The sequence below is a fragment of the Ancylobacter mangrovi genome, from assembly GCF_024752355.1.
Taxonomy (GTDB): domain Bacteria; phylum Pseudomonadota; class Alphaproteobacteria; order Rhizobiales; family Xanthobacteraceae; genus Ancylobacter; species Ancylobacter mangrovi.
The window spans coordinates 304,072-321,306 of sequence record NZ_JANTHZ010000004.1 but is presented as its reverse complement, the minus strand read 5'-3'; the positions used below and the strand labels follow the sequence as shown (position 1 = coordinate 321,306).

At 70.7% G+C, this 17,235-nt stretch carries 17 protein-coding genes; 6 read left to right on the top strand and 11 right to left on the bottom strand.

Going from position 1 to position 17,235, the window contains the following annotated elements:
• Window positions 1–144 precede the first annotated feature (144 nt).
• Window positions 145–771 carry an SH3 domain-containing protein gene (locus NVS89_RS12185; protein ID WP_258733010.1) on the top strand — a complete coding sequence of 209 codons (627 nt, stop codon included), beginning with the start codon at window positions 145–147 and terminating at the stop codon, window positions 769–771.
• 19 nt (window positions 772–790) lie between these two features.
• Here the strand turns inward: NVS89_RS12185 and NVS89_RS12180 are convergent, their stop codons facing one another.
• The 3 genes from NVS89_RS12180 to irrA form a co-directional block, all read right to left on the bottom strand.
• Window positions 791–1,042, bottom strand: a complete 252-nt coding sequence (locus tag NVS89_RS12180) for an SH3 domain-containing protein (RefSeq protein ID WP_258733039.1) — start codon at window positions 1,040–1,042, stop codon at window positions 791–793.
• A complete protein-coding gene (locus tag NVS89_RS12175) occupies window positions 924–1,367 on the bottom strand; it encodes a DUF4236 domain-containing protein (protein ID WP_258733038.1) in 444 nt (147 codons plus the stop codon). Before NVS89_RS12175 ends, NVS89_RS12180 begins: the two co-directional genes overlap by 119 nt.
• A 153-nt stretch (window positions 1,368–1,520) precedes the next feature.
• Window positions 1,521–2,048, bottom strand: coding sequence for an iron response transcriptional regulator IrrA (gene irrA / locus NVS89_RS12170; RefSeq protein ID WP_309486184.1), 528 nt, complete (start codon window positions 2,046–2,048; stop codon window positions 1,521–1,523).
• 452 nt (window positions 2,049–2,500) lie between these two features.
• On the opposite strand from irrA, the gene fabA reads away from it, so the two are divergent.
• From fabA to NVS89_RS12150, 4 genes are all read left to right on the top strand, one after another.
• Window positions 2,501–3,007 carry a 3-hydroxyacyl-[acyl-carrier-protein] dehydratase FabA gene (gene fabA / locus NVS89_RS12165; protein WP_258733036.1) on the top strand — a complete coding sequence of 169 codons (507 nt, stop codon included), beginning with the start codon at window positions 2,501–2,503 and terminating at the stop codon, window positions 3,005–3,007.
• Between the two features lie 93 nt (window positions 3,008–3,100).
• Window positions 3,101–4,321, top strand: a complete 1,221-nt coding sequence (gene fabB, locus NVS89_RS12160; protein ID WP_258733009.1) for a beta-ketoacyl-ACP synthase I — start codon at window positions 3,101–3,103, stop codon at window positions 4,319–4,321.
• 30 nt (window positions 4,322–4,351) lie between these two features.
• Window positions 4,352–5,185, top strand: coding sequence for an enoyl-ACP reductase FabI (gene fabI / locus NVS89_RS12155; RefSeq protein ID WP_258733008.1), 834 nt, complete (start codon window positions 4,352–4,354; stop codon window positions 5,183–5,185).
• An 81-nt stretch (window positions 5,186–5,266) separates the two neighbouring features.
• Window positions 5,267–6,727 carry an alpha/beta hydrolase gene (locus NVS89_RS12150; protein ID WP_258733007.1) on the top strand — a complete coding sequence of 487 codons (1,461 nt, stop codon included), beginning with the start codon at window positions 5,267–5,269 and terminating at the stop codon, window positions 6,725–6,727.
• A gap of 122 nt (window positions 6,728–6,849) precedes the next feature.
• On the opposite strand, the gene NVS89_RS12145 is transcribed toward NVS89_RS12150, so the two are convergent.
• The 7 genes from NVS89_RS12145 to phnA form a co-directional block, all read right to left on the bottom strand.
• Window positions 6,850–7,107, bottom strand: a complete 258-nt coding sequence (locus tag NVS89_RS12145; RefSeq protein WP_258733006.1) for a YMGG-like glycine zipper-containing protein — start codon at window positions 7,105–7,107, stop codon at window positions 6,850–6,852.
• 392 nt (window positions 7,108–7,499) lie between these two features.
• Window positions 7,500–9,137 (bottom strand): dipeptide ABC transporter ATP-binding protein, encoded by a 1,638-nt coding sequence (locus NVS89_RS12140; RefSeq protein WP_258733005.1) that lies wholly within the window; start codon window positions 9,135–9,137, stop codon window positions 7,500–7,502.
• A gap of 10 nt (window positions 9,138–9,147) precedes the next feature.
• Window positions 9,148–10,098 (bottom strand): ABC transporter permease, encoded by a 951-nt coding sequence (locus tag NVS89_RS12135; protein ID WP_258733004.1) that lies wholly within the window; start codon window positions 10,096–10,098, stop codon window positions 9,148–9,150.
• Window positions 10,098–10,961 (bottom strand): ABC transporter permease, encoded by an 864-nt coding sequence (locus tag NVS89_RS12130; RefSeq protein ID WP_258733003.1) that lies wholly within the window; start codon window positions 10,959–10,961, stop codon window positions 10,098–10,100. The genes NVS89_RS12135 and NVS89_RS12130 overlap by 1 nt, the downstream gene beginning before the upstream one ends.
• On the bottom strand, window positions 10,958–12,517 hold the full coding sequence (locus NVS89_RS12125) for an ABC transporter substrate-binding protein (protein WP_258733002.1): 1,560 nt from the start codon (window positions 12,515–12,517) through the stop codon (window positions 10,958–10,960). Before NVS89_RS12125 ends, NVS89_RS12130 begins: the two co-directional genes overlap by 4 nt.
• Entirely contained in the window at window positions 12,517–13,857 is a 1,341-nt protein-coding gene (locus NVS89_RS12120) for an alkaline phosphatase family protein (RefSeq protein ID WP_258733001.1), read from the bottom strand. Before NVS89_RS12120 ends, NVS89_RS12125 begins: the two co-directional genes overlap by 1 nt.
• A gap of 3 nt (window positions 13,858–13,860) precedes the next feature.
• The gene (phnA, locus tag NVS89_RS12115; protein WP_309486543.1) at window positions 13,861–15,138 is read right to left on the bottom strand and encodes a phosphonoacetate hydrolase; all 1,278 of its coding nucleotides are present in this window, start codon (window positions 15,136–15,138) and stop codon (window positions 13,861–13,863) included.
• 173 nt (window positions 15,139–15,311) lie between these two features.
• Between phnA and NVS89_RS12110 the strand changes: the two genes are divergently transcribed.
• Complete coding sequence (locus NVS89_RS12110; RefSeq protein ID WP_258733000.1) at window positions 15,312–16,214, top strand: LysR family transcriptional regulator; 903 nt, start codon at window positions 15,312–15,314, stop codon at window positions 16,212–16,214.
• Between the two features lie 57 nt (window positions 16,215–16,271).
• On the opposite strand, the gene NVS89_RS12105 is transcribed toward NVS89_RS12110, so the two are convergent.
• Complete coding sequence (locus tag NVS89_RS12105) at window positions 16,272–17,102, bottom strand: alpha/beta fold hydrolase (protein ID WP_258732999.1); 831 nt, start codon at window positions 17,100–17,102, stop codon at window positions 16,272–16,274.
• Between the last annotated feature and the right edge of the window lie 133 nt (window positions 17,103–17,235).

Sequence of the window (17,235 nt, the reverse complement as noted above, 5' to 3'; positions counted from 1 at the left end):
CGCGCGCGACGGACGTGCGGGACAGGGGTGAACGAGACGATGGCTGAGCACGAGCTTGCGATGAGGGCGGCACGATCCGGCACGCGCCGGGCGGGGGCGAATGTTGCAGGAGCGCGCATTGCCGAAGCACCGGCGAAAGCGCGGATGGTTGCGCGCGGCAACGGGCGGGCCGGCCGGCGGAACGGCGGCCGTATTCTCGGTGCCCGGCTGATCGCGCTGGTGGCCGGGGCGGCAGTGGTCGGCGGCGTGGTGCTGGCGTCGATGGTCGGCGGTACGGTGGCGGGCGGCTCGCCTGCGCATGCGCAGGCCTCGGCCGAGCAGCCTGGCGCCATGGCCGGGCGCGCCAGCGGCCTGCCGGTGCCGCGCTTCGTCAGCATCAAGGCTGACAAGGTCAATGTCCGCTCGGGGCCCTCGCGCGACAACGCGGTCGCCTGGGTGTTCACCCGCGCCGGCCTGCCGGTCGAGGTGACGGCGGAGTTCGAGAACTGGCGCCGGGTCCGCGATTCGGACGGTTCGGAAGGGTGGATCTACCATTCTATGCTGTCGGGCCGGCGTACCGCGCTGGTCACGCCGTGGAGCAAGGGCGAGCCGGTGTCGCTGCACGCCTCGCGCGCCGCCGATTCGGCGGTGACGGCGCGGCTCGAATCCGGCGTGCTCGGCAAGGTCGAGCATTGCGACGGCAAGTGGTGCCGCTTCTTCGGCGACGATTTCGACGGCTTCATCGAGCAGGAGAAGCTGTGGGGCGTCTATCCGGGCGAGAAAGTGGACTGAGGCGGCGGCAAACGCCGTCTCACCAGCGGGCCGCGCGCGAACTCCCTTGGGCCGGGGCGAGATATCTGCCGTTTATCCATCCCTCGAAGGCGCCGACCCGCACCTCGTACCATTCGCCCTGCTGCCGGAGTGGCGAGACTTGCAGGCCCCGGTCAATGACCGCCATGGGCCGGGCGGCATAGGCCGGTCCCGAGCACAAATTCACCTTCGCCGTCGTGTAGAGCGCCTGCCATTGCGGCGTCCCGGCCGGCTCGGCGGAGAGAAAGGGCACGTCGGGCATCGCGCTGGCGGGCGGCGGTGGCTTCCTCGGAAGGTTCTCTCCAGACGATCGGTCCGCTGGCGATCTCGGTCAGGCCGTCCGGAGCGGGCGGGGGACCGGGTTGCGCGCGGGGCTCGGAAAAGGCGTTCGCCGGCCTGTGGGCGGATGGCAGCGTCGCGCGATAGTAGATCCCGCCGAGGCCCATATGGACGTAGTTGCCGCGAGGTCCGGTGCCGACGCGAAATCCCTTGATCCCGACCGACATCCCCACGCCCGAGGAGGACAGGTTGAAACGGAAGGGTCCGGACGAGACCGATTTTCGGATGTAGAAAGGCATGAACAGAGCCGCAGGTTGAACTTCGGTAGCCAACCACCGGCGACTCCTCGAGTCGAGGTGCTTTCTCGAAACGCCACGTGCTGCCAAGCCAGAAACAAAAAGGCCGGTCGCGGGGACCGGCCTTCAACTTTCTCGATCAGGTGAGCCCGTCGCTCAGCCGCGGCGCTTGGGCCTCAGGCGCACCACCACGTCGATCCGCGCCACCTCATAGCCTTCCGGCGGCTCGGGAACCCGCTCCATCTCGACGGCGGCGCTGGGGATGTCGACGAGGTTGTTCTCGCCTTCCAGGAAGAAGTGATGGTGGTCCGAGGGGTTGGTGTCGAAATAGGTCTTCGACCCGTCGATGGCGAGCTCGCGCAGCAGGCCGGCCTCGGTGAACTGATGCAGCGTGTTGTAGACCGTCGCCAGCGAGACCGGGAAGCGCGCCTTGATCGCCTCCTCGTGAAGGATTTCCGCCGAGATGTGACGGTCGCCCTTGGCGAACAGCAGCCAGCCGAGCGCCAGGCGCTGGCGGGTCGGGCGCAGCCCCACCTCGCGCAGCATGTGGCGCACGTCGTGGAACGGGCATCCGGTACGCGGCGCTCCCGCGCCCTCGCGCAGCCGCGCCACGGGCAGCACCGGCTCGTCCTCGACCAGCACGCGCGAGAAGGATACAGGATGGGGACGAACGGCTTCGCTCATCTCGTCTCGACTTCCGACCAATAAAGACCGGCGCGCGCGGAGCGATCGTCTCGCTTCATCGAGCCCGCCGGCATTCCCAACATCACGCCCGCACGGTGCCGAAGAACCAGCACGAAGGCGCATTTTTCATCTGGCATTATATCGGCACGCCCGCCGCTGGGGCAATATGGCGGCGGACGATCGTAATAATTCCAATCTACCGCTCCTCGCGGCGGAGGCGGCCCGGACGCGACGGACGTAGCGGGCGTGGAGGTACGGGGGGCGGCCGGGCCGTCACATGCGTGACATTTTGGGTTCCCTCGCAGCAAGGTCAGCGGCTTTGAGCGCGATGGACGCTGTGATAGGAAGCGCCGAGCGAGCGGTCCCGGGGCCCCTCCCGGGTGCCGGGGGCCGTTCGTGTGTTCCAGCGGCATGGCCGCTCAAGCGACAAGAAATGGATGAGTACGGGGACGATGGTGGAGCGGCAGTCGAGCTTTACGTATGAGGAACTGCTCGCCTGCGGGCGAGGCGAACTCTTCGGGCCGGGCAATGCGCAGCTTCCCGCGCCGCCCATGCTGATGTTCGACCGCATCACCGAGATTTCCGAGGATGGCGGTCCGAGCGGCAAGGGCCATGTGCGCGCCGAGCTCGACATCAAGCCGGACCTCTGGTTCTTCGCCTGCCACTTCATCGGCGATCCGGTGATGCCGGGCTGCCTCGGGCTCGACGCGCTCTGGCAGCTCGTGGGCTTCCACCTCGGCTGGCTCGGCGCGCCGGGGCGCGGGCGCGCGCTCGGCGCGGGCGAGATCAAGTTCTCCGGCCAGGTGCTGCCGACGGTGAAGAAGGTCATCTACGGCATCGACTTCAAGCGCATCATGCGCTCCAAGCTGGTGCTCGGCATCGCCGACGGCTGGCTGGAAGCCGATGGCGAGGTGATCTACCGCGCGGGCGACCTGAAGGTCGGCCTGTTCCAGACCTGACCGGGCCGCCACCGGGCATCTGCCGCTCTCGTGTCGCCCTTGCGAAGTGCCGCCTGCGAGGCCATCTCGCGGGCTTTGAAGGAAAGGAAGCCTATGCGCCGCGTCGTCGTCACCGGAATGGGCATCGTCTCGTCGATCGGCAACTCCACCCAGGAGGTCCTGGCCTCGCTGCACGAGGGCAAGAGCGGGATCAGCCGGTCCGACAGCTATGTCGAGCATGGTTTCCGCAGCCAGGTCCACGGCGCGCCGCAGCTCGACGCCAGCGCCATCGTCGACCGCCGGGCCATGCGCTTCCACGGCGGCGGCACGGCGTGGAACCACGTCGCGATGGACCAGGCGATCCGCGACGCCGGCCTCGAGGCGCACGAGATCTCGAACGAGCGCACCGGCCTCGTCATGGGCTCGGGCGGCTCCTCGACCCGCACCATCGTCGAGGCCGCGGACACCACGCGGCGCACCGGTAGCCCGAAGAAGATCGGCCCGTTCGCGGTGCCCAAGGCGATGGGCTCGACCGCCTCGGCGACGCTGTCGACCTGGTTCAAGATCAAGGGCGCGAGCTATTCCATCTCGGCCGCCTGCGCGACCACCAACATCTGCATCGGCAACGCCGCCGAGATGATCCAGTACGGCAAGCAGGACATCATGTTCGCCGGCGGCTGCGAGGATCTCGACTGGACGCTGTCCTGCCTGTTCGACGCCATGGGCGCGATGTCCTCGGACTTCAACGACCGCCCGGCCGTCGCCTCCCGCCCCTATGACAAGAACCGCGACGGCTTCGTGATCTCCGGCGGCGCCGGCGTGCTGGTGCTCGAGGAGCTGGAGCATGCGCGGGCGCGCGGGGCGCGCATCTATGCCGAGATCGTCGGCTACGGCACCACCTCGGACGGCGCCGACATGGTCGCCCCCTCGGGCGAGGGCGGGGCGCGGGCGATGCGCCAGGCGCTCGCCTCGGTGAAGGGGCCGATCGACTACATCAACCCGCACGCCACCTCGACGCCGATCGGCGATCTCAAGGAGATCGAGGCGATCCGCGAGGTGTTCGGCGACAAGTGCCCGCCCATTTCCGCCACCAAGGCGCTGACCGGCCACTCGCAGGGCGCGACCGGGGTGCACGAGGCGATCTACTCCATCCTGATGATGCAGAACGGCTTCATCGCCGCCAGCGCGCATATCGAGGAACTCGATCCGGCCTTCGCCGACATGCCGATCCCGCGCGAGCGCATCGACAATGCGAAGCTCGGCCGGGTGCTGTCGAACGGCTTCGGCTTCGGTGGTGCCAACGCGGTCCTGGTGCTCCAGCATCCGGATGCGTGAGCCCGTCGACGCGGCGAAAGGAACAGCGGCATGAGCCTGATGAAGGGCAAGCGCGGCCTGGTTATGGGTGTCGCGAACGACCATTCCATTGCCTGGGGCATTGCCAGGGCTCTGGCGGCGCAGGGCGCCGAGCTCGCCTTCACCTATCAGGGCGAGGCGCTGGGCCGGCGGGTCAAGCCGCTGGCGGAGAGTCTCGGCAGCGACACCGTGCTGGCCTGCGACGTCGAGGATCTCGCCTCGGTCGACGCCGTGTTCGCCGCGCTGAAGGAGAAGTGGGGGACGCTGGACTTCCTGGTCCACGCCATCGGCTTCTCCGACAAGAACGAGCTCAAGGGCCGCTACGCCGACACCAGCCGCGCCAACTTCACGCGCACCATGGTGATCTCCTGCTTCTCCTTCACCGAGCTCGCCAAGCGCGCCTCGGCGCTGATGCCAGCGGGCGGCTCGCTCATCACCCTCACCTATGGCGGCTCGACCCGGGTCATGCCGAACTACAACGTGATGGGGGTCGCCAAGGCGGCGCTGGAGGCGAGCATGCGCTATCTCGCGGCCGATTACGGGCCGCAGGGTATCCGCGTCAACGCCATCTCCGCCGGCCCGATCCGCACCCTCGCCGGGGCGGGCATCGGCGATGCGCGGCTGATGTTCAACTATCAGAAGCGCCACGCCCCGCTGCGCCGCACGGTAAGCATCGACGAGGTGGGCGGGGCCGCGCTCTACCTGCTCTCCGATCTCTCCTCCGGCGTCACCGGCGAAGTGCATTTCGTCGATTCCGGCTACAACATCATCTCCATGCCGCATCCCGACGCGCTCAAGGCGATCGAGGACGCGGTGGAGACCGGCGGGATCGCCGCCGCGGAATAGCGACCGGCGCCCCTTCAGGGCGCCAAGGGGGCGGCGCTGCCGGGCAGGGGTGCCCCACGCCGCGGGCGGAGGGGAAGCCTGATGTTTCGTCGTCTCGGCCGCGGCATGCGCCGTCTCGCCCGCTGGGCGATCTTCGGGGTGGTGCTGCTGGGGATCGGCTTCCTCGGGGCGCGCATCTGGTTCGCGAGCAGCGGCGCCCCGCTCGAGCCGTGGCACACCTTCATCCCGCAGGAACTCACCGTCGAGGAGATGGACCAGGGCGACTGGGCCGGCTATCTCGCGCGCGAGGAGGGGATCTTCGAGGAAGTCCGCCGCGAGGTGGTGCAGAAGCTGCCCGAGGACGAGCGCGTTCCCTCCAACCGCTATTTCGAGGGCAGCGCGGTCTATCCCCCGCACCTCTCGCACGACTGGAACCGCTCCTACGAGCTGGTGCCCGAGGGCGAGCCCAAGGGCGCGGTGGTGCTGCTGCACGGGCTGACCGATTCACCCTACAGCCTGCGCCATGTCGGCCGGGTCTACCGCGACGCCGGCTTCGTGGTGGTAGCGCCGCGCCTGCCCGGGCACGGCACCGTGCCGGCGGGCCTCGCCGAGGTCGAGTGGGAGGACTGGCTGGCGGCGACGCGCCTTGCCGTGCGCGAGGCCGCCGCCCGCGCGCCGGGCAAGCCGCTGGAGATCGTCGGCTTCTCGAATGGTGGAGCGCTGGCGCTGAAATACGCGCTCGACGCGCTGGACGATGCCGCGATGGCGCGGCCTTCGCGGCTGGTGCTGATCTCGCCCATGATCGGCATCACCCGCTTCGCGCGCTTCGCCGGGTTCGCCGGGCTGCCCGCGCTGCTGCCGGCCTTCGCCAAGGCGGCGTGGCTCGGCATCATCCCCGAGTTCAACCCGTTCAAGTACAACTCCTTCCCGGTGAACGGGGCGGTGCAGTCCTATCAGCTCACCCAGGCGCTGCAGGGCGCGATCGCCGCCCATGCGGCGTCCGGCCGGCTGGGCGAGCTGTCGCCCGCGCTCACCTTCCAGTCGGTGATGGACTTCACCGTCTCCACCCGGGCGATCGTCGACGCCTTCTATTCCCGCCTGCCGGCCAATGGCAGCGAGCTGGTGCTGTTCGACATCAACCGCAACACCAAGCTTGGGCCGCTGCTGCGCGCCACGTCCTATTCGGCGCTGCTGCGCACCCTGCCGGCCGCGCCGCGCGCTTTCCGCAGCACCGTGGTCACCAATGAGGACGCCGCCACCGACCAGGTGGTGGAGCGCACGGTGGAAGCGGGGCAGACGCAGGAGACCTCGCGGCCGCTGGGGCTTACCTATCCGCGCGACGTGTATTCGCTGTCCCACGTCGCGCTGCCCTTCCCGCCGGACGATTCGCTCTACGGCTCGGACCCCGACCCGACGCAGAATTACGGGCTGGAGCTCGGCGCGATGGCGGTGCGGGGCGAGCGCGGAGCGCTGATCGTCAATCTCGACGCGCTGGTGCGCATGTCGTCGAACCCGTTCTTCCCCTACATGATCGAGCGCATCGCCGACGGCATCGGCCACTAGGTCACGCCGGCAGTCCACCCTGGGGCGCGGCCCTCAAGCAAAAGCCGCGACGGCCGGTCGGGCCATCGCGGCTATGGGATCGGTCAGGAACGATCCGCCGGGGACATGCCCCGGCGAGACGGTCAGCAGCGCACGCGGATCGGGTTGCCCCAGCGGTCGCGGCTCCAGCACTCGCGCGGCGCCGTCGCGGCACCGACCACCGCGCCGGTCGCGGCGCCCACGCCCGCGCCGATGGCCGCACCCGAGCCGCCGCCGGCGATGCCGCCGATGATGGCGCCGGCGCCGCCGCCGATCAGCGCGCCGGTGCCGGCGCGGCGCTCGGTGGTGGTGCAGCCGGCGAGCGCGATGCCGAGCGCGGCGATGGTGATGATCCTGAGCATGAATTGCCTCCCGTTACAGGCGGACGCCAGTCCGAATGACGAAGCCAGTATTCCTCCGCCCCCGTCAGGCCGGCCGCCGGCTTCTCGCGGCCCACCGCCGCCAGCTGTGCGTCGGGAGGGCTGTAAGTCAGAGCACGGCCGTTACGAAAAGACCATCTATATTCGCAAGGACATGCACGCGCGTTCACTGTCCGCGCGGTTGGCGAACGCCCGATGTGACGTAGAGATCGGGTGGGAATGGCAAGAAGTAGCCTGTAAGTTGTATCGGGTTGCACAATACAACTTGGTATGGGCGCCGGCGCGGCCATCCTCATCTTCCCGGCGGCACGGCATCCATGGCGAGGTCATGCACTGACCCTGTCCGGAAGGTATCCGGTGCTGGAGGCGCCGCCTCACGCCGCGCGCGGCAGCAGCCGGGAGGCCAGCAGGCGCTGCGTATAGGGGTCGCGCACATGCGCCTCGTCGAGCGCGTCGGCGGCGCAGCGCTCGACGATCCGGCCCCGGTTCATCACCAGCACCTCGTCGGCGATCCAGCGCACCGCCTCGATGTCGTGGCCGACGAACAGCATGGCGAAGCCGCGCTCCTGCTGCAGCCGCCGCAGCAGGTCGAGGATCTGCACCTTCACGCTCATGTCGAGGGCGGAGATCACCTCGTCGCAGATCAGCACACGCGGCTCGCACAGCAGTGCCCGGGCGATGCAGGCGCGCTGGCGCTGGCCGCCGGAGAGCTGGTGGGGAAAGCGGGCGGCATGCTCGTGCTCCAGCCCGACCTCCTTCAGCGCGAGGGCGATTCGAGCCTCGCGCTCGCGGGCCGGCACGCCCATCAGCGCCAGCGGCTCGGCCAGCGCCCAGCCGATGGTCAGGCGCGGGTTGAGCGCGCCATAGGGATTCTGGAACACCATCTGGCACTGGCGCCGCAGCGTGCGCGGCAGCGGCCGGCCGCCGGGCACCACCTCGTGGCCGAGCAGGCGCACCCGCCCGGCGCTGAGCGGGCGCAGCCCGGCAAGCGCCGCCGCGAGCGTGCTCTTGCCGGACCCGGATTCGCCGAGCAGGCCGACCGTCCGGCCCGGCACGAGGGAGAGCGCGGCCTCGTGCACCGCCCGGTGCGGCGCGCCGAACAGGCGCCGCGCGGCATAGTCCACGCACAGCCCCTCGGCCTCGACGATCACGCCGCCGGCGTCGGGCCGGTGGGGGGCGACCTCGTCGAGGCGCCGGCGCGCGCCGACGAGGCGCGCCGTATAGGGATCGCGCGGCCGGACGAGCACCTCGGCCGCCGGTCCCGCCTCGACGACCCGCCCGCGCTGCATCACGGCTACCTCGTGCGCGAGCGCGCCCGCCACCGAGAGGTCGTGCGTGATGATCAGCAGGGCGAGCCCGCGGCGCGCCTGCAGCCGCGCCAGCAGCGCCACGATTTCCGCCTGCACGCTGGCGTCGAGGGCGCTGGTGGGCTCGTCGGCGATCAGCAGGTCGGGCGCGCCGGCGAGCGCCATGGCGATCATCACCCGCTGCTGCTGGCCGCCGGAAAGCTCGTGCGGGTAGCGCCGCGCCAGCGTTTCCGGCGCGGGCAGCTCGACCTCGGCGAGGCGCTCGGCCGTGCGCTGCCGGCGCTCGGTGCGGGAGGCGATGCCGGCGCGCCTCAGCGCCTCGTCGATCTGGTCGCCGACCCGCATGAACGGGTTGAGGCAGGCCATCGGGTCCTGGAACACCATGGCGATGCGCCGCCCGCGCAGCGCCCGCCAGCCGCGCTCGTCGCGCGGGCCGAGCTCGCGCCCGTCGACGGCGATGCGGGTCGCCTCGTCGATGTCGAGCCCCTCGGGCAGCAGGCCGAGCAGGGCGAGCGCGGTCAGCGACTTGCCCGAGCCCGATTCGCCGATCACCGCCAGGGTGCGCCCGGCCGCGATCTCGAGCGAGACGCCGTCGACCAGCCGGCGCCCGGCCTTGGCGATCACGAGGTTGCGCAGCGAGAGCAGCGGCGCGGGAGCCGGGGGGGCCTTCTTGGCCGGCGTGTTCAGGCTGACTTGGACGTTCATGGCCGCCTTCTCACGAGGACATGCGGGGATCGATCAGGCGATGCAGCAGGTCGGTCGCGGCGTTCATCGCCACCAGCGCCACCGCGACGACGACGATGGTGGCCTGGATCACCGGGTAGTCGCGGCCGTGGATCGCGTTCAGCATCAGGCTGCCGATGCCCGGCAGGCCGAACAGCACCTCCATGGTGATGGTGCCGGCGACGAGGCTGGTGAGCACGAGGCCGGAGAGCGCCAGCGTCACCGGCACGGCGGTGGGCAGCAGGTGGCGCAGCGTGACGCGCCAGCCCGGCAGCCCCTTGGCGCGGGCGGTGCGCACATGGGCGGAGGTCGCCGCCTCGGCGAGCTCCTCATAGAGCGGCTTCACGATCAGCCCGGCGCTGTCGATGCCGATGATGATCACCGGCAGCACCAGCGAGCCGAACACCGGCAGCCAGTTCAGCCAAATCGAGAAGACGAGGATGCCGACCACGCCGACGCAGAAGGTGGGGAGTGCCACCGACCAGACGTTGAAGAAGTTCACCAGCCCCCGCAGCACCGGGTTGCCGGTGGTCACGGCGCCGACCGCGACCCCGGCCGCGAGCAGCAGCCCGAAGGCGAAGCTGAGCCCGGTGAACAGCAGCGTCTCCGGCACCGCGGTCGCCAGCATGCCGGAGACCGGCCGGCCGAAGCGGATGGAATCGCCGAAGTTGCCGTGCAGCGCGCGCCAGCTCCAGGCCGCCATCTGCTCGGCGACCGGCCGGTCGAGGCCGAGCTGGTGGCGCAGTTCGCTCTGTTGGGCGGCGGTCAGGTCGCCCTCCAGCCCCTTCACGTCGACCGCGTCGCCGGGAATGAGGCGGGCGAGCAGGAACACGATCACCACGATCCCCACCGCCTGCGCGGCCATGCGCGCCAGCGCGAGTCCGACCGGCAGCAGGCGGGCGAGAAGGCGGGGAAATGCACGGGAAAGCGTGACGGCGGCCATCACATGCCCCCCCGCATCTCGCGCAGCGGGTCGAGCCCGCGCCGGACCGCCTCGCCGAGGATGGACAGCGAGAGGGTGAGCACGATGATGGCGATCACCGGGGCGAGGATCGCGTGCGGCGACACCTCGATGTAGCGGCTGGCATCCGCCACCATGCGGCCCCAGGTCGGCGCGTCCGGCGAGGAGCCGAGGCCGAGAAAGCTCAGCACCGATTCGGTCACCACGCAGCGCGGCAGCAGGATCGCCGCCTGGGTGACAAGGCCGCCGGCGAGGTTCGGCGCGAGGTGCAGGCGCAGCACATGCAGCCGGCCGCCGCCGAACAGCCTCGCCGCCGCCACGTAGTCCTTCACGCTCTCGCGGTGAAAGGTCGCCCGCGCCACATAGGCGAAGAAGGGGGCGAAGGCGATGCCGAGCGCGATCACCACCGGCCCTGCGCCCGCCCCCAGCGCGACGATGAGCAGCAGCGCCAGCAGCACGTCCGGCAGGGCGCGCACGAGGTCGATGACGGCGAACATCGCCGCTTCCGCCCAGCGCCCGAAGGAGAGCGCGACGAGGCCGAACCCGGCCCCGAGCGCGAAGGCGACCAGCGCGCCGCCGAAACCCACGATCAGCGTCGTGCGCGCGCCAATGACGAGGCGGGAGAACACGTCGCGCCCCATATGGTCGGTGCCGAGCCAGTGCGCCGGCCCCGGCGGCATGTTCAGCGCCAGCAGGTCCTGGTCCAGCGGGTCGAACGGCGCGATCAGCGGCGCGGCGAGCGCCAGCGCGACGATCAGCGCCAGCGCGAGCGCGGCGAGCGCGGTGCGCGGGGAGATCCCCCGGCGCACCGTGCCGCGTGCCTCGGAGGGCAGCGCGAGGGTCACGACCGGCCCGCGAGCCAGGTCTGGGCGACGCCGCCATCCACCCGGTTCGGCGACCAGGTGAAGCCCGGCTCGTAGCCCTGCACGTCCTTGCGGATGACGATCTGGTCGGCGTCGAGGCCGAGCGCGACGACGTAGTACTTGTCCATCACGATCTTCCAGGCGTCGAGATAGAGCTGGCGGCGGGTGGCGAGGTCGGTCTCGGCGACCGCCTTCTTCACCAGCGCGTCGTAGTCCGCGTCCTGCACGCCGCCCCACAGCACCGGGTTCGGGCCGTCGCTCATCATGCGGACATAGCGCAGGAACACGTCGGCGCGCGGGCCCGAGCTCATGCAGTTCATGTCCCAGTCGTACTGGCCGAGCCGCTTCTGGGCGCCGATGTCGTCGAGCGCGACATGGTTCACCTTGAAGCCGAGCTTGCGCACCATCTGCACCACGACCTGCGGGTAGCTCTCCTGCCAGGAGACGAACTCGATGGTCTCCTTGGCCGGGTCGACGCCGGCCTCCTTCAGCAGCGCCTTCGCCTTGTCGAGGTCGGCCTTGGCGTGCGGGTCGGCCTTGAACAACGCCTCGTCGAAATAGAGGTTGCCGGGGCCGACCATCTGGTTGGAGACGACGCCGGTGCCGGCCGAGGCGAAGTTGATGAAGGCGGCCTTGTCGATCGCGTAGCTGATCGCCTTGCGCACGCGCACGTCGTCGAAGGGCGCGCGGGGCTTGCGGTTGTTGAAGGCGACGAAGTACCAGCCGGCATCCTTGAGCTGCGAGACGCGCAGGTTCGGGTCGCTGGCGAGCTGCTTGGCGATGTCGGCCGGCACGCTGGCGATGTCGATCTCGCCGGCGCGCAGCGCAAGCTGGCGGTCGGCGTCGTCGCGCAGGTCGGCCTCGATCGCGGCGAGGTAGGGCATGCCCTTCTGCCAGTAGGCGGTGTGGGCCGGCGCGGTCAGCTTCACCTTGGGCTGCCATTCGCCGAAGGTGAACGGGCCGGTGCCGATCGGGGTCTTGATGGTCTCGTCCCAGCCCTCGGACCTGGGCGAGAGGATCCACAGCTCGCTCATCAGGTTGACGAGCGGGGCGTAGGGCTCGCGCATGATGATGACGACGGTGCGGGTGTCGCTCGCTTTGACGTCGTCGACCAGCTTCATGGCGGAGGCAAGCCAGCCGCCCTTCACCTTCTCCTTCACGCGGGTGACGTTGGCGACCACGTCCTCGGCGTTCATCACGTCGCCATTGTGGAATTTCACGCCCTCACGCAGCGTGAAGGTGTAGGTCTTGCCGTCCGGGGAGATGTCGAAGCTCTCGGCGAGGAACGGTTTCACCGAGCCGTCGTCGCTGATCGAGGTCAGCGCCTCGGCATAGATCTGCTGCACGGCGATGGAGCCGGTGTGGCGGTGCGGGTCGGAGGTGTCGAGGCCGAGCGTCGCATAGCGCAGCACGCCGCCGCGCGCCGGCGCGTTCGCGGCGTGGGCGCTGGCGGGCAGCAGGCCGTTGACGCTGCCGGCAAGGCCGGCGGCGGCGGTGCCGGCGAGGAAGGTGCGGCGGCTGAGGCGTAGCGTGGTCATCAGCGGATCTCCGGGCAGTGGAGCAAGGTGGGGAGGGACGCGGGCGGCGCGGGGATGCGCGGCACGGCGGGAAGCTGCAGGGCGGCGCCGTCCATGCCGGCGGCGGGCAGGCCGAGATGGGTGAGCACGGTCGGCGCGATGTCGACCACGGCGACCGGCGCGTCGCGCCTGCCGCCGGCGGCGAAGCCGGGGCCGTCGACAACCAGCACCGGGGCCTGCTCATGGGCGTTCAGCCCGCCATGCTGGCCGAAGCCGAGCCGGTCGGCCTTGCCGCCCTGCGGCTTCACCGCGAGGCAGGAGCCGGGCACGCCGAAGGCATTGGGGCGGTTGTCGCCCTTCATCGAGACGGCGAAGGCGAGACCGCCGGCGGCCACCTGGCCGACGCTCGGCAGCGTGTCGGCGTCCATCACCGCCCCGGCCCAGGGACGCGAAGCGAGGAAGTCGCCGAGCCGGTCGCGCCGGCCGTCATGGTCGGGATGGAGATAGACGAGCGCCGCAGTGCCGTTGGCGCACACCACCACGTCGTCGGAATCGGGGGCCGCCTTCAGGCCGGCGGCGACCAGCTCGTCCTCGATGTCAACGATGCCGCTCACCGTCTCGTGGCCGTGGTCGGAGCCGGCGATCAGCAGCACGTCCTCGCCGGCCGCGCGCAGCGCGTCGACCGCCGTCACCACGCGGGCGAGATTGGCGTCGGCCGCCTTCAGCACGCCGAGATGCTCGGGCGAGCCGAGCGGCGCGGAATGCTGGACATGGTCGGGCTCGCCGAGCCAAAGCACCGCCAGCGCGGGGCCGCCGGGCACCAGCGCCTCGTTGACGAAGCGGTGGGTCATGATCCGGTCGCCGCCGGCGTCGAGCGTCACGTCGAGCCCGTCGGCGAGCGGCATCCGGCCCGGGCCGAACGAGCCGGCGCGGTGGTAGACCCGCCCGTGCCCGTCCGGGTCGTGGGCATAGGCGGCGCCGGGCGAGACATTGTTGAAGATCACCGCCCCGCCGGTCTTCGCCCCACCCTGCCGGGCCACCCGCTGGGCCAGAGTTGGCACGGCGAGCGAGGCGCCGGTGACGCTCCGCTTGTGCTGCAGGAAGTCGGGATGGCCGGCGTCGTGCCGCACCAGTCGGCCTTCCTCGATCAGCGCCATGGTGTTGCCGGCAAGGCCATGGCGGGCGGGCCAGCAGCCGGTCGCCAGCGTGGAGGAGACCACGCGCGTCGCCGAGGGAAAGGCCGATCGATAGCCGGGAAAATATTCGGCCCGCGCGCTCAGCGCCGCGAGGGCCGGCGTGCGGTGCTCGTCCACGAAATCGCGGCGGAGCCCGTCGAGGATGACGATGACGGCGCGGCGCATCGCTCAGCCCACCCGGTTCAGCGCGACATCGAAGATGTCGAAGTTGCGCAGGCGCGCGGTGTCGCCATCCTGGGTCAGCGGGTGCGAAAGGATGAAGGGCACGCGCTGCTCGTGCAGGCTGCCATGCGAGCGCAGCCGCTCGCCGGCGAGCTGGCCGACATCGTGGTCCTCAGCCCGCGCGCCGAGCGCGGTGCCTTCGGTGCCGGTCACCACGAAGTCGGCCTCGCGGTCGGCCGGCATCTCGAAGCGGGCGGCGGCCTCGGCGCCGGAGAGCACCAGCTCGACCCCCTCCTGGCCGGCGATGGCCGCGCGCACCGCCTGCGGGTCGATGCCCTCCTTCAGGATATGCACCCGCACGAAGCCGCCGAGCGCGCCGTGGTGGCGCACGAAGGGGTCGGTGATCGGGCAGATGACGCGGGTCGCGCCGGCGCCGAAGGCGGCGTCGAGCACGTCGCCGAGATAGGTCACGCGCGGCGTGCCGTCGACCTTCGCCATGTCGGTCATGCCGTGATCGGCGGTGATGGCGATCACCGCGCCGAGCTCGGCCAGCCGGGCGAGGCGCGAATCCACCGCCGCCATGAAGGCCAGCGCCTCGGGCGCCTCGGGCGGGTATTTGTGCTGCACGTAGTCGGACAGCGAGAGATAGAGCAGCCGGGCGTGGCCGGTCTCGATCAGGCGGATGCCGGCGTCGAGCACGTAGAGCGACAGCTCGGCCGAGTACTGGTCCGGCCGGGCGAGGCCGACCAGCCCCGCGGCGTCGGCGATGCCGTGCTCGGCCTCGCTGGTGCCCTCGGCCCGCTCGGCGGAGAAGGCGATGCCTTCCAGCCCGAAGGCCAGCGCCTTGCGCAGCTTGTCCTTGGCGGTGACGACCGCGACCTTCTCGCCGATGCCCGCCAGCCCGGCGAGGATGGTGGGGGCGCGCATCAGCGCCGCGTCGAGCATCATCACCGTCTCGCCGGTGGCGCGGTCGAGGTAGAAATTGCCGGCGACGCCGTGCACGGAAGGCGGAGCGCCGCAGACGATCGAGACGTTGTTGGGATTGGTGAAGGTCGGCATGGCCGCCTCGGCCAGCGCGTCGACGCCCTCGCGCCGCATCCGCTCCAGCGCCGGCGTCACGCCGGCCCGCGCGGCCGCCTCGACATAGGCGGGATCGCAGCCGTCGAAGCAGATCACGACCGTGGTGCGCGCCGGCCGCCGGTAGCGGCGCCCGTTCACGACCATCTCCTCGCGCACGACCTCGTCCTCGCGCGGCGCGCCGGCGCCGGGCAATGCCATATCCATCTGATGATTCCGTAATTAAACTGTCGCAAACAATGCGTATGCTTATCGATTTGCCGACGCATCGTGAGTTATTCTATGTGTTTTATTATTTAGTATTGCCAGCGTGAGTAAAGCGATATTAGTTCCGTCACTATGTGAGCTTTTGGAACAGAAGAGATTTCGGAACACAGGACATGCGACGTACCCTTCCGCCGCTCAAGGCGCTGGTGGCGTTCGAGGCGGTGGCGCGCATCGGCTCGGTGACGGAGGCGGCGGAGGAGCTCGGCGTCACCCACAGCGCGGTCAGCAAGCAGCTCGCGGCGATCGAGGCCTGGTTCGGCACGCCGCTGTTCGAGAACAACCGCCGGCGCATGGTAGCGACGCCCGCCGCGGCCCAGTTCGCCCGCGCCGCCGGCGCCGCGCTCGACCTCGTCGCCTCGGCTGCGGAGGCGTTCCAGCCGCAGGCCGTGCCGCAGGTGCTGGAGGTGATCGCCCCCGCCACCTTCGCCATGCGCTGGCTGATGCCGCGCCTGCCGGACTTCCAGGCGAAGGCCGGCGAGGTCGACGTGCGGGTGCGCCCGATGCACACGGGCGAGGACTGGTCGGGGATTCCGTTCGACGTGGTGATCCGGCGCGGCGAGGCGCTGCAGGGGGATCTGCGCAGCTTCGCCCTGCTGCGCGAGGAGATCGGGCTGATGGCGCGCCCCGACCTCGCGGCGCGGCCCGGTCTCATGCAGCGGCTCGGCGCGCCGGCCGGGCGCGAGGGGGTTCGGCTGCTGGAATCCGTCACCCGCCCGGGCGAGCTCGCGCGCTGGCTGGTGGCCGCCGGCCTGCCGGCGGACCTCGCCGCCGGGGCGGCGCGCTTCGGCCATTTCTACATCGCGCTCGAGGCGGCGCTGGCCGGGCAGGGGGTGATCGCCGCGCCGATCGAGGTGGTGGCCGATCTGGTCGAGCGCGGCGACCTCGCCGAGCCCTTCCCGGAGCTGCGGGTGCACGGGCCGGACTACCGGCTCGGCTACGCGCCGGCGGGCGAGAAGGCGGCGCTGGCCGCCGCCTTCTGCGACTGGGCGGTCGGCCAGGCCGCCGCCGGGCGCTGAGCGCGCAGTGCCGAGTGCCGGCCGCGCCGCGAAAGGCGGGCGGCCGGCGCAGCCGGGTCAGCTCTCGATGAAGGCGAGCAGGTCGGCGTTGATCACCTCGGCATGGGTGGTGCACATGCCGTGCGGGAAGCCCTCATAGACCTTGAGCACGCTGCCCGCGACGAGCTTGGCCGACAGCGGGGCGGAATCGGCGAAGGGCACGATCTGGTCGTCGTCGCCATGCATGACGAGGGTCGGCACGTCGACCGCCTTCAGGTCCTCGGTGAAGTCGGTCTCGGAGAAGGCCTTGATGCCGTCGTAATGCGCCTTGGCGCCGCCCATCATGCCCTGGCGCCACCAGTTCTCGATGACCCCCTGGGAGACCTTCGCGCCCTCGCGGTTGAAGCCGTAGAACGGGCCGGCCGGCACGTCGAGGAAGAACTGCGCGCGGTTGGCGGCGAGCGCGGCGCGGAAGCCGTCGAACACCTCGAGCGGCAGGCCGCCCGGATTAGCCTGCGTCTTCAGCATCAGCGGCGGCACGGCGCCGATCAGCACCAGCTTGGCGACGCGCCCCTTGCCGTGCTTCACCGTGTAGTGGAGCGCCTCGCCCCCGCCGGTCGAGTGGCCGATGTTCACCGTGCCCTTGAGGTCGAGATGCTCGATCACGGCGGCGACGTCGGCGGCGTAGTGGTCCATGTCGTGGCCGTCCCAGACCTGGCTCGAGCGGCCATGGCCGCGCCGGTCATGGGCGACGACGCGGTAGCCCTTGGCCAGGAAGAACAGGAGCTGGGCGTCCCAGTCGTCGGCGGAGAGCGGCCAGCCATGGTGCAAGACCAGCGGCGTGGCGTCCTTCGGACCCCAGTCCTTGTAGAAGATCTCGACGCCGTCCTTGGTGGTGATGCTGGGCATGATGCGTTCCTTCACATGGTGAGACGAACTGCGGGCACGTTAGGCTGAGGCAAGGTCCCGCCGTGGCGGGCCGTCCCCGGAGAGGGACGCCGGGGCGCGCGGGCGAAGATCGGCCGGGCCGGAGCCCTCTGAA

Bases quoted from the DNA above. Each gene is read 5' to 3' on its own strand.
- irrA (WP_309486184.1), bottom strand. From the start codon at position 2,048: ATGAGCGAAGCCGTTCGTCCCCATCCTGTATCCTTCTCGCGCGTGCTG.
- NVS89_RS12185 (WP_258733010.1), top strand. From the start codon at position 145: ATGGTTGCGCGCGGCAACGGGCGGGCCGGCCGGCGGAACGGCGGCCGT.
- phnA (WP_309486543.1), bottom strand. From the start codon at position 15,138: ATGGATATGGCATTGCCCGGCGCCGGCGCGCCGCGCGAGGACGAGGTC.
- NVS89_RS12110 (WP_258733000.1), top strand. From the start codon at position 15,312: ATGCGACGTACCCTTCCGCCGCTCAAGGCGCTGGTGGCGTTCGAGGCG.
- fabA (WP_258733036.1), top strand. From the start codon at position 2,501: ATGGTGGAGCGGCAGTCGAGCTTTACGTATGAGGAACTGCTCGCCTGC.
- fabB (WP_258733009.1), top strand. From the start codon at position 3,101: ATGCGCCGCGTCGTCGTCACCGGAATGGGCATCGTCTCGTCGATCGGC.
- NVS89_RS12140 (WP_258733005.1), bottom strand. From the start codon at position 9,137: ATGAACGTCCAAGTCAGCCTGAACACGCCGGCCAAGAAGGCCCCCCCG.
- NVS89_RS12120 (WP_258733001.1), bottom strand. From the start codon at position 13,857: ATGCGCCGCGCCGTCATCGTCATCCTCGACGGGCTCCGCCGCGATTTC.
- fabI (WP_258733008.1), top strand. From the start codon at position 4,352: ATGAGCCTGATGAAGGGCAAGCGCGGCCTGGTTATGGGTGTCGCGAAC.
- NVS89_RS12175 (WP_258733038.1), bottom strand. From the start codon at position 1,367: ATGCCTTTCTACATCCGAAAATCGGTCTCGTCCGGACCCTTCCGTTTC.
- NVS89_RS12125 (WP_258733002.1), bottom strand. From the start codon at position 12,517: ATGACCACGCTACGCCTCAGCCGCCGCACCTTCCTCGCCGGCACCGCC.
- NVS89_RS12135 (WP_258733004.1), bottom strand. From the start codon at position 10,098: ATGGCCGCCGTCACGCTTTCCCGTGCATTTCCCCGCCTTCTCGCCCGC.
- NVS89_RS12105 (WP_258732999.1), bottom strand. From the start codon at position 17,102: ATGCCCAGCATCACCACCAAGGACGGCGTCGAGATCTTCTACAAGGAC.
- NVS89_RS12150 (WP_258733007.1), top strand. From the start codon at position 5,267: ATGTTTCGTCGTCTCGGCCGCGGCATGCGCCGTCTCGCCCGCTGGGCG.
- NVS89_RS12145 (WP_258733006.1), bottom strand. From the start codon at position 7,107: ATGCTCAGGATCATCACCATCGCCGCGCTCGGCATCGCGCTCGCCGGC.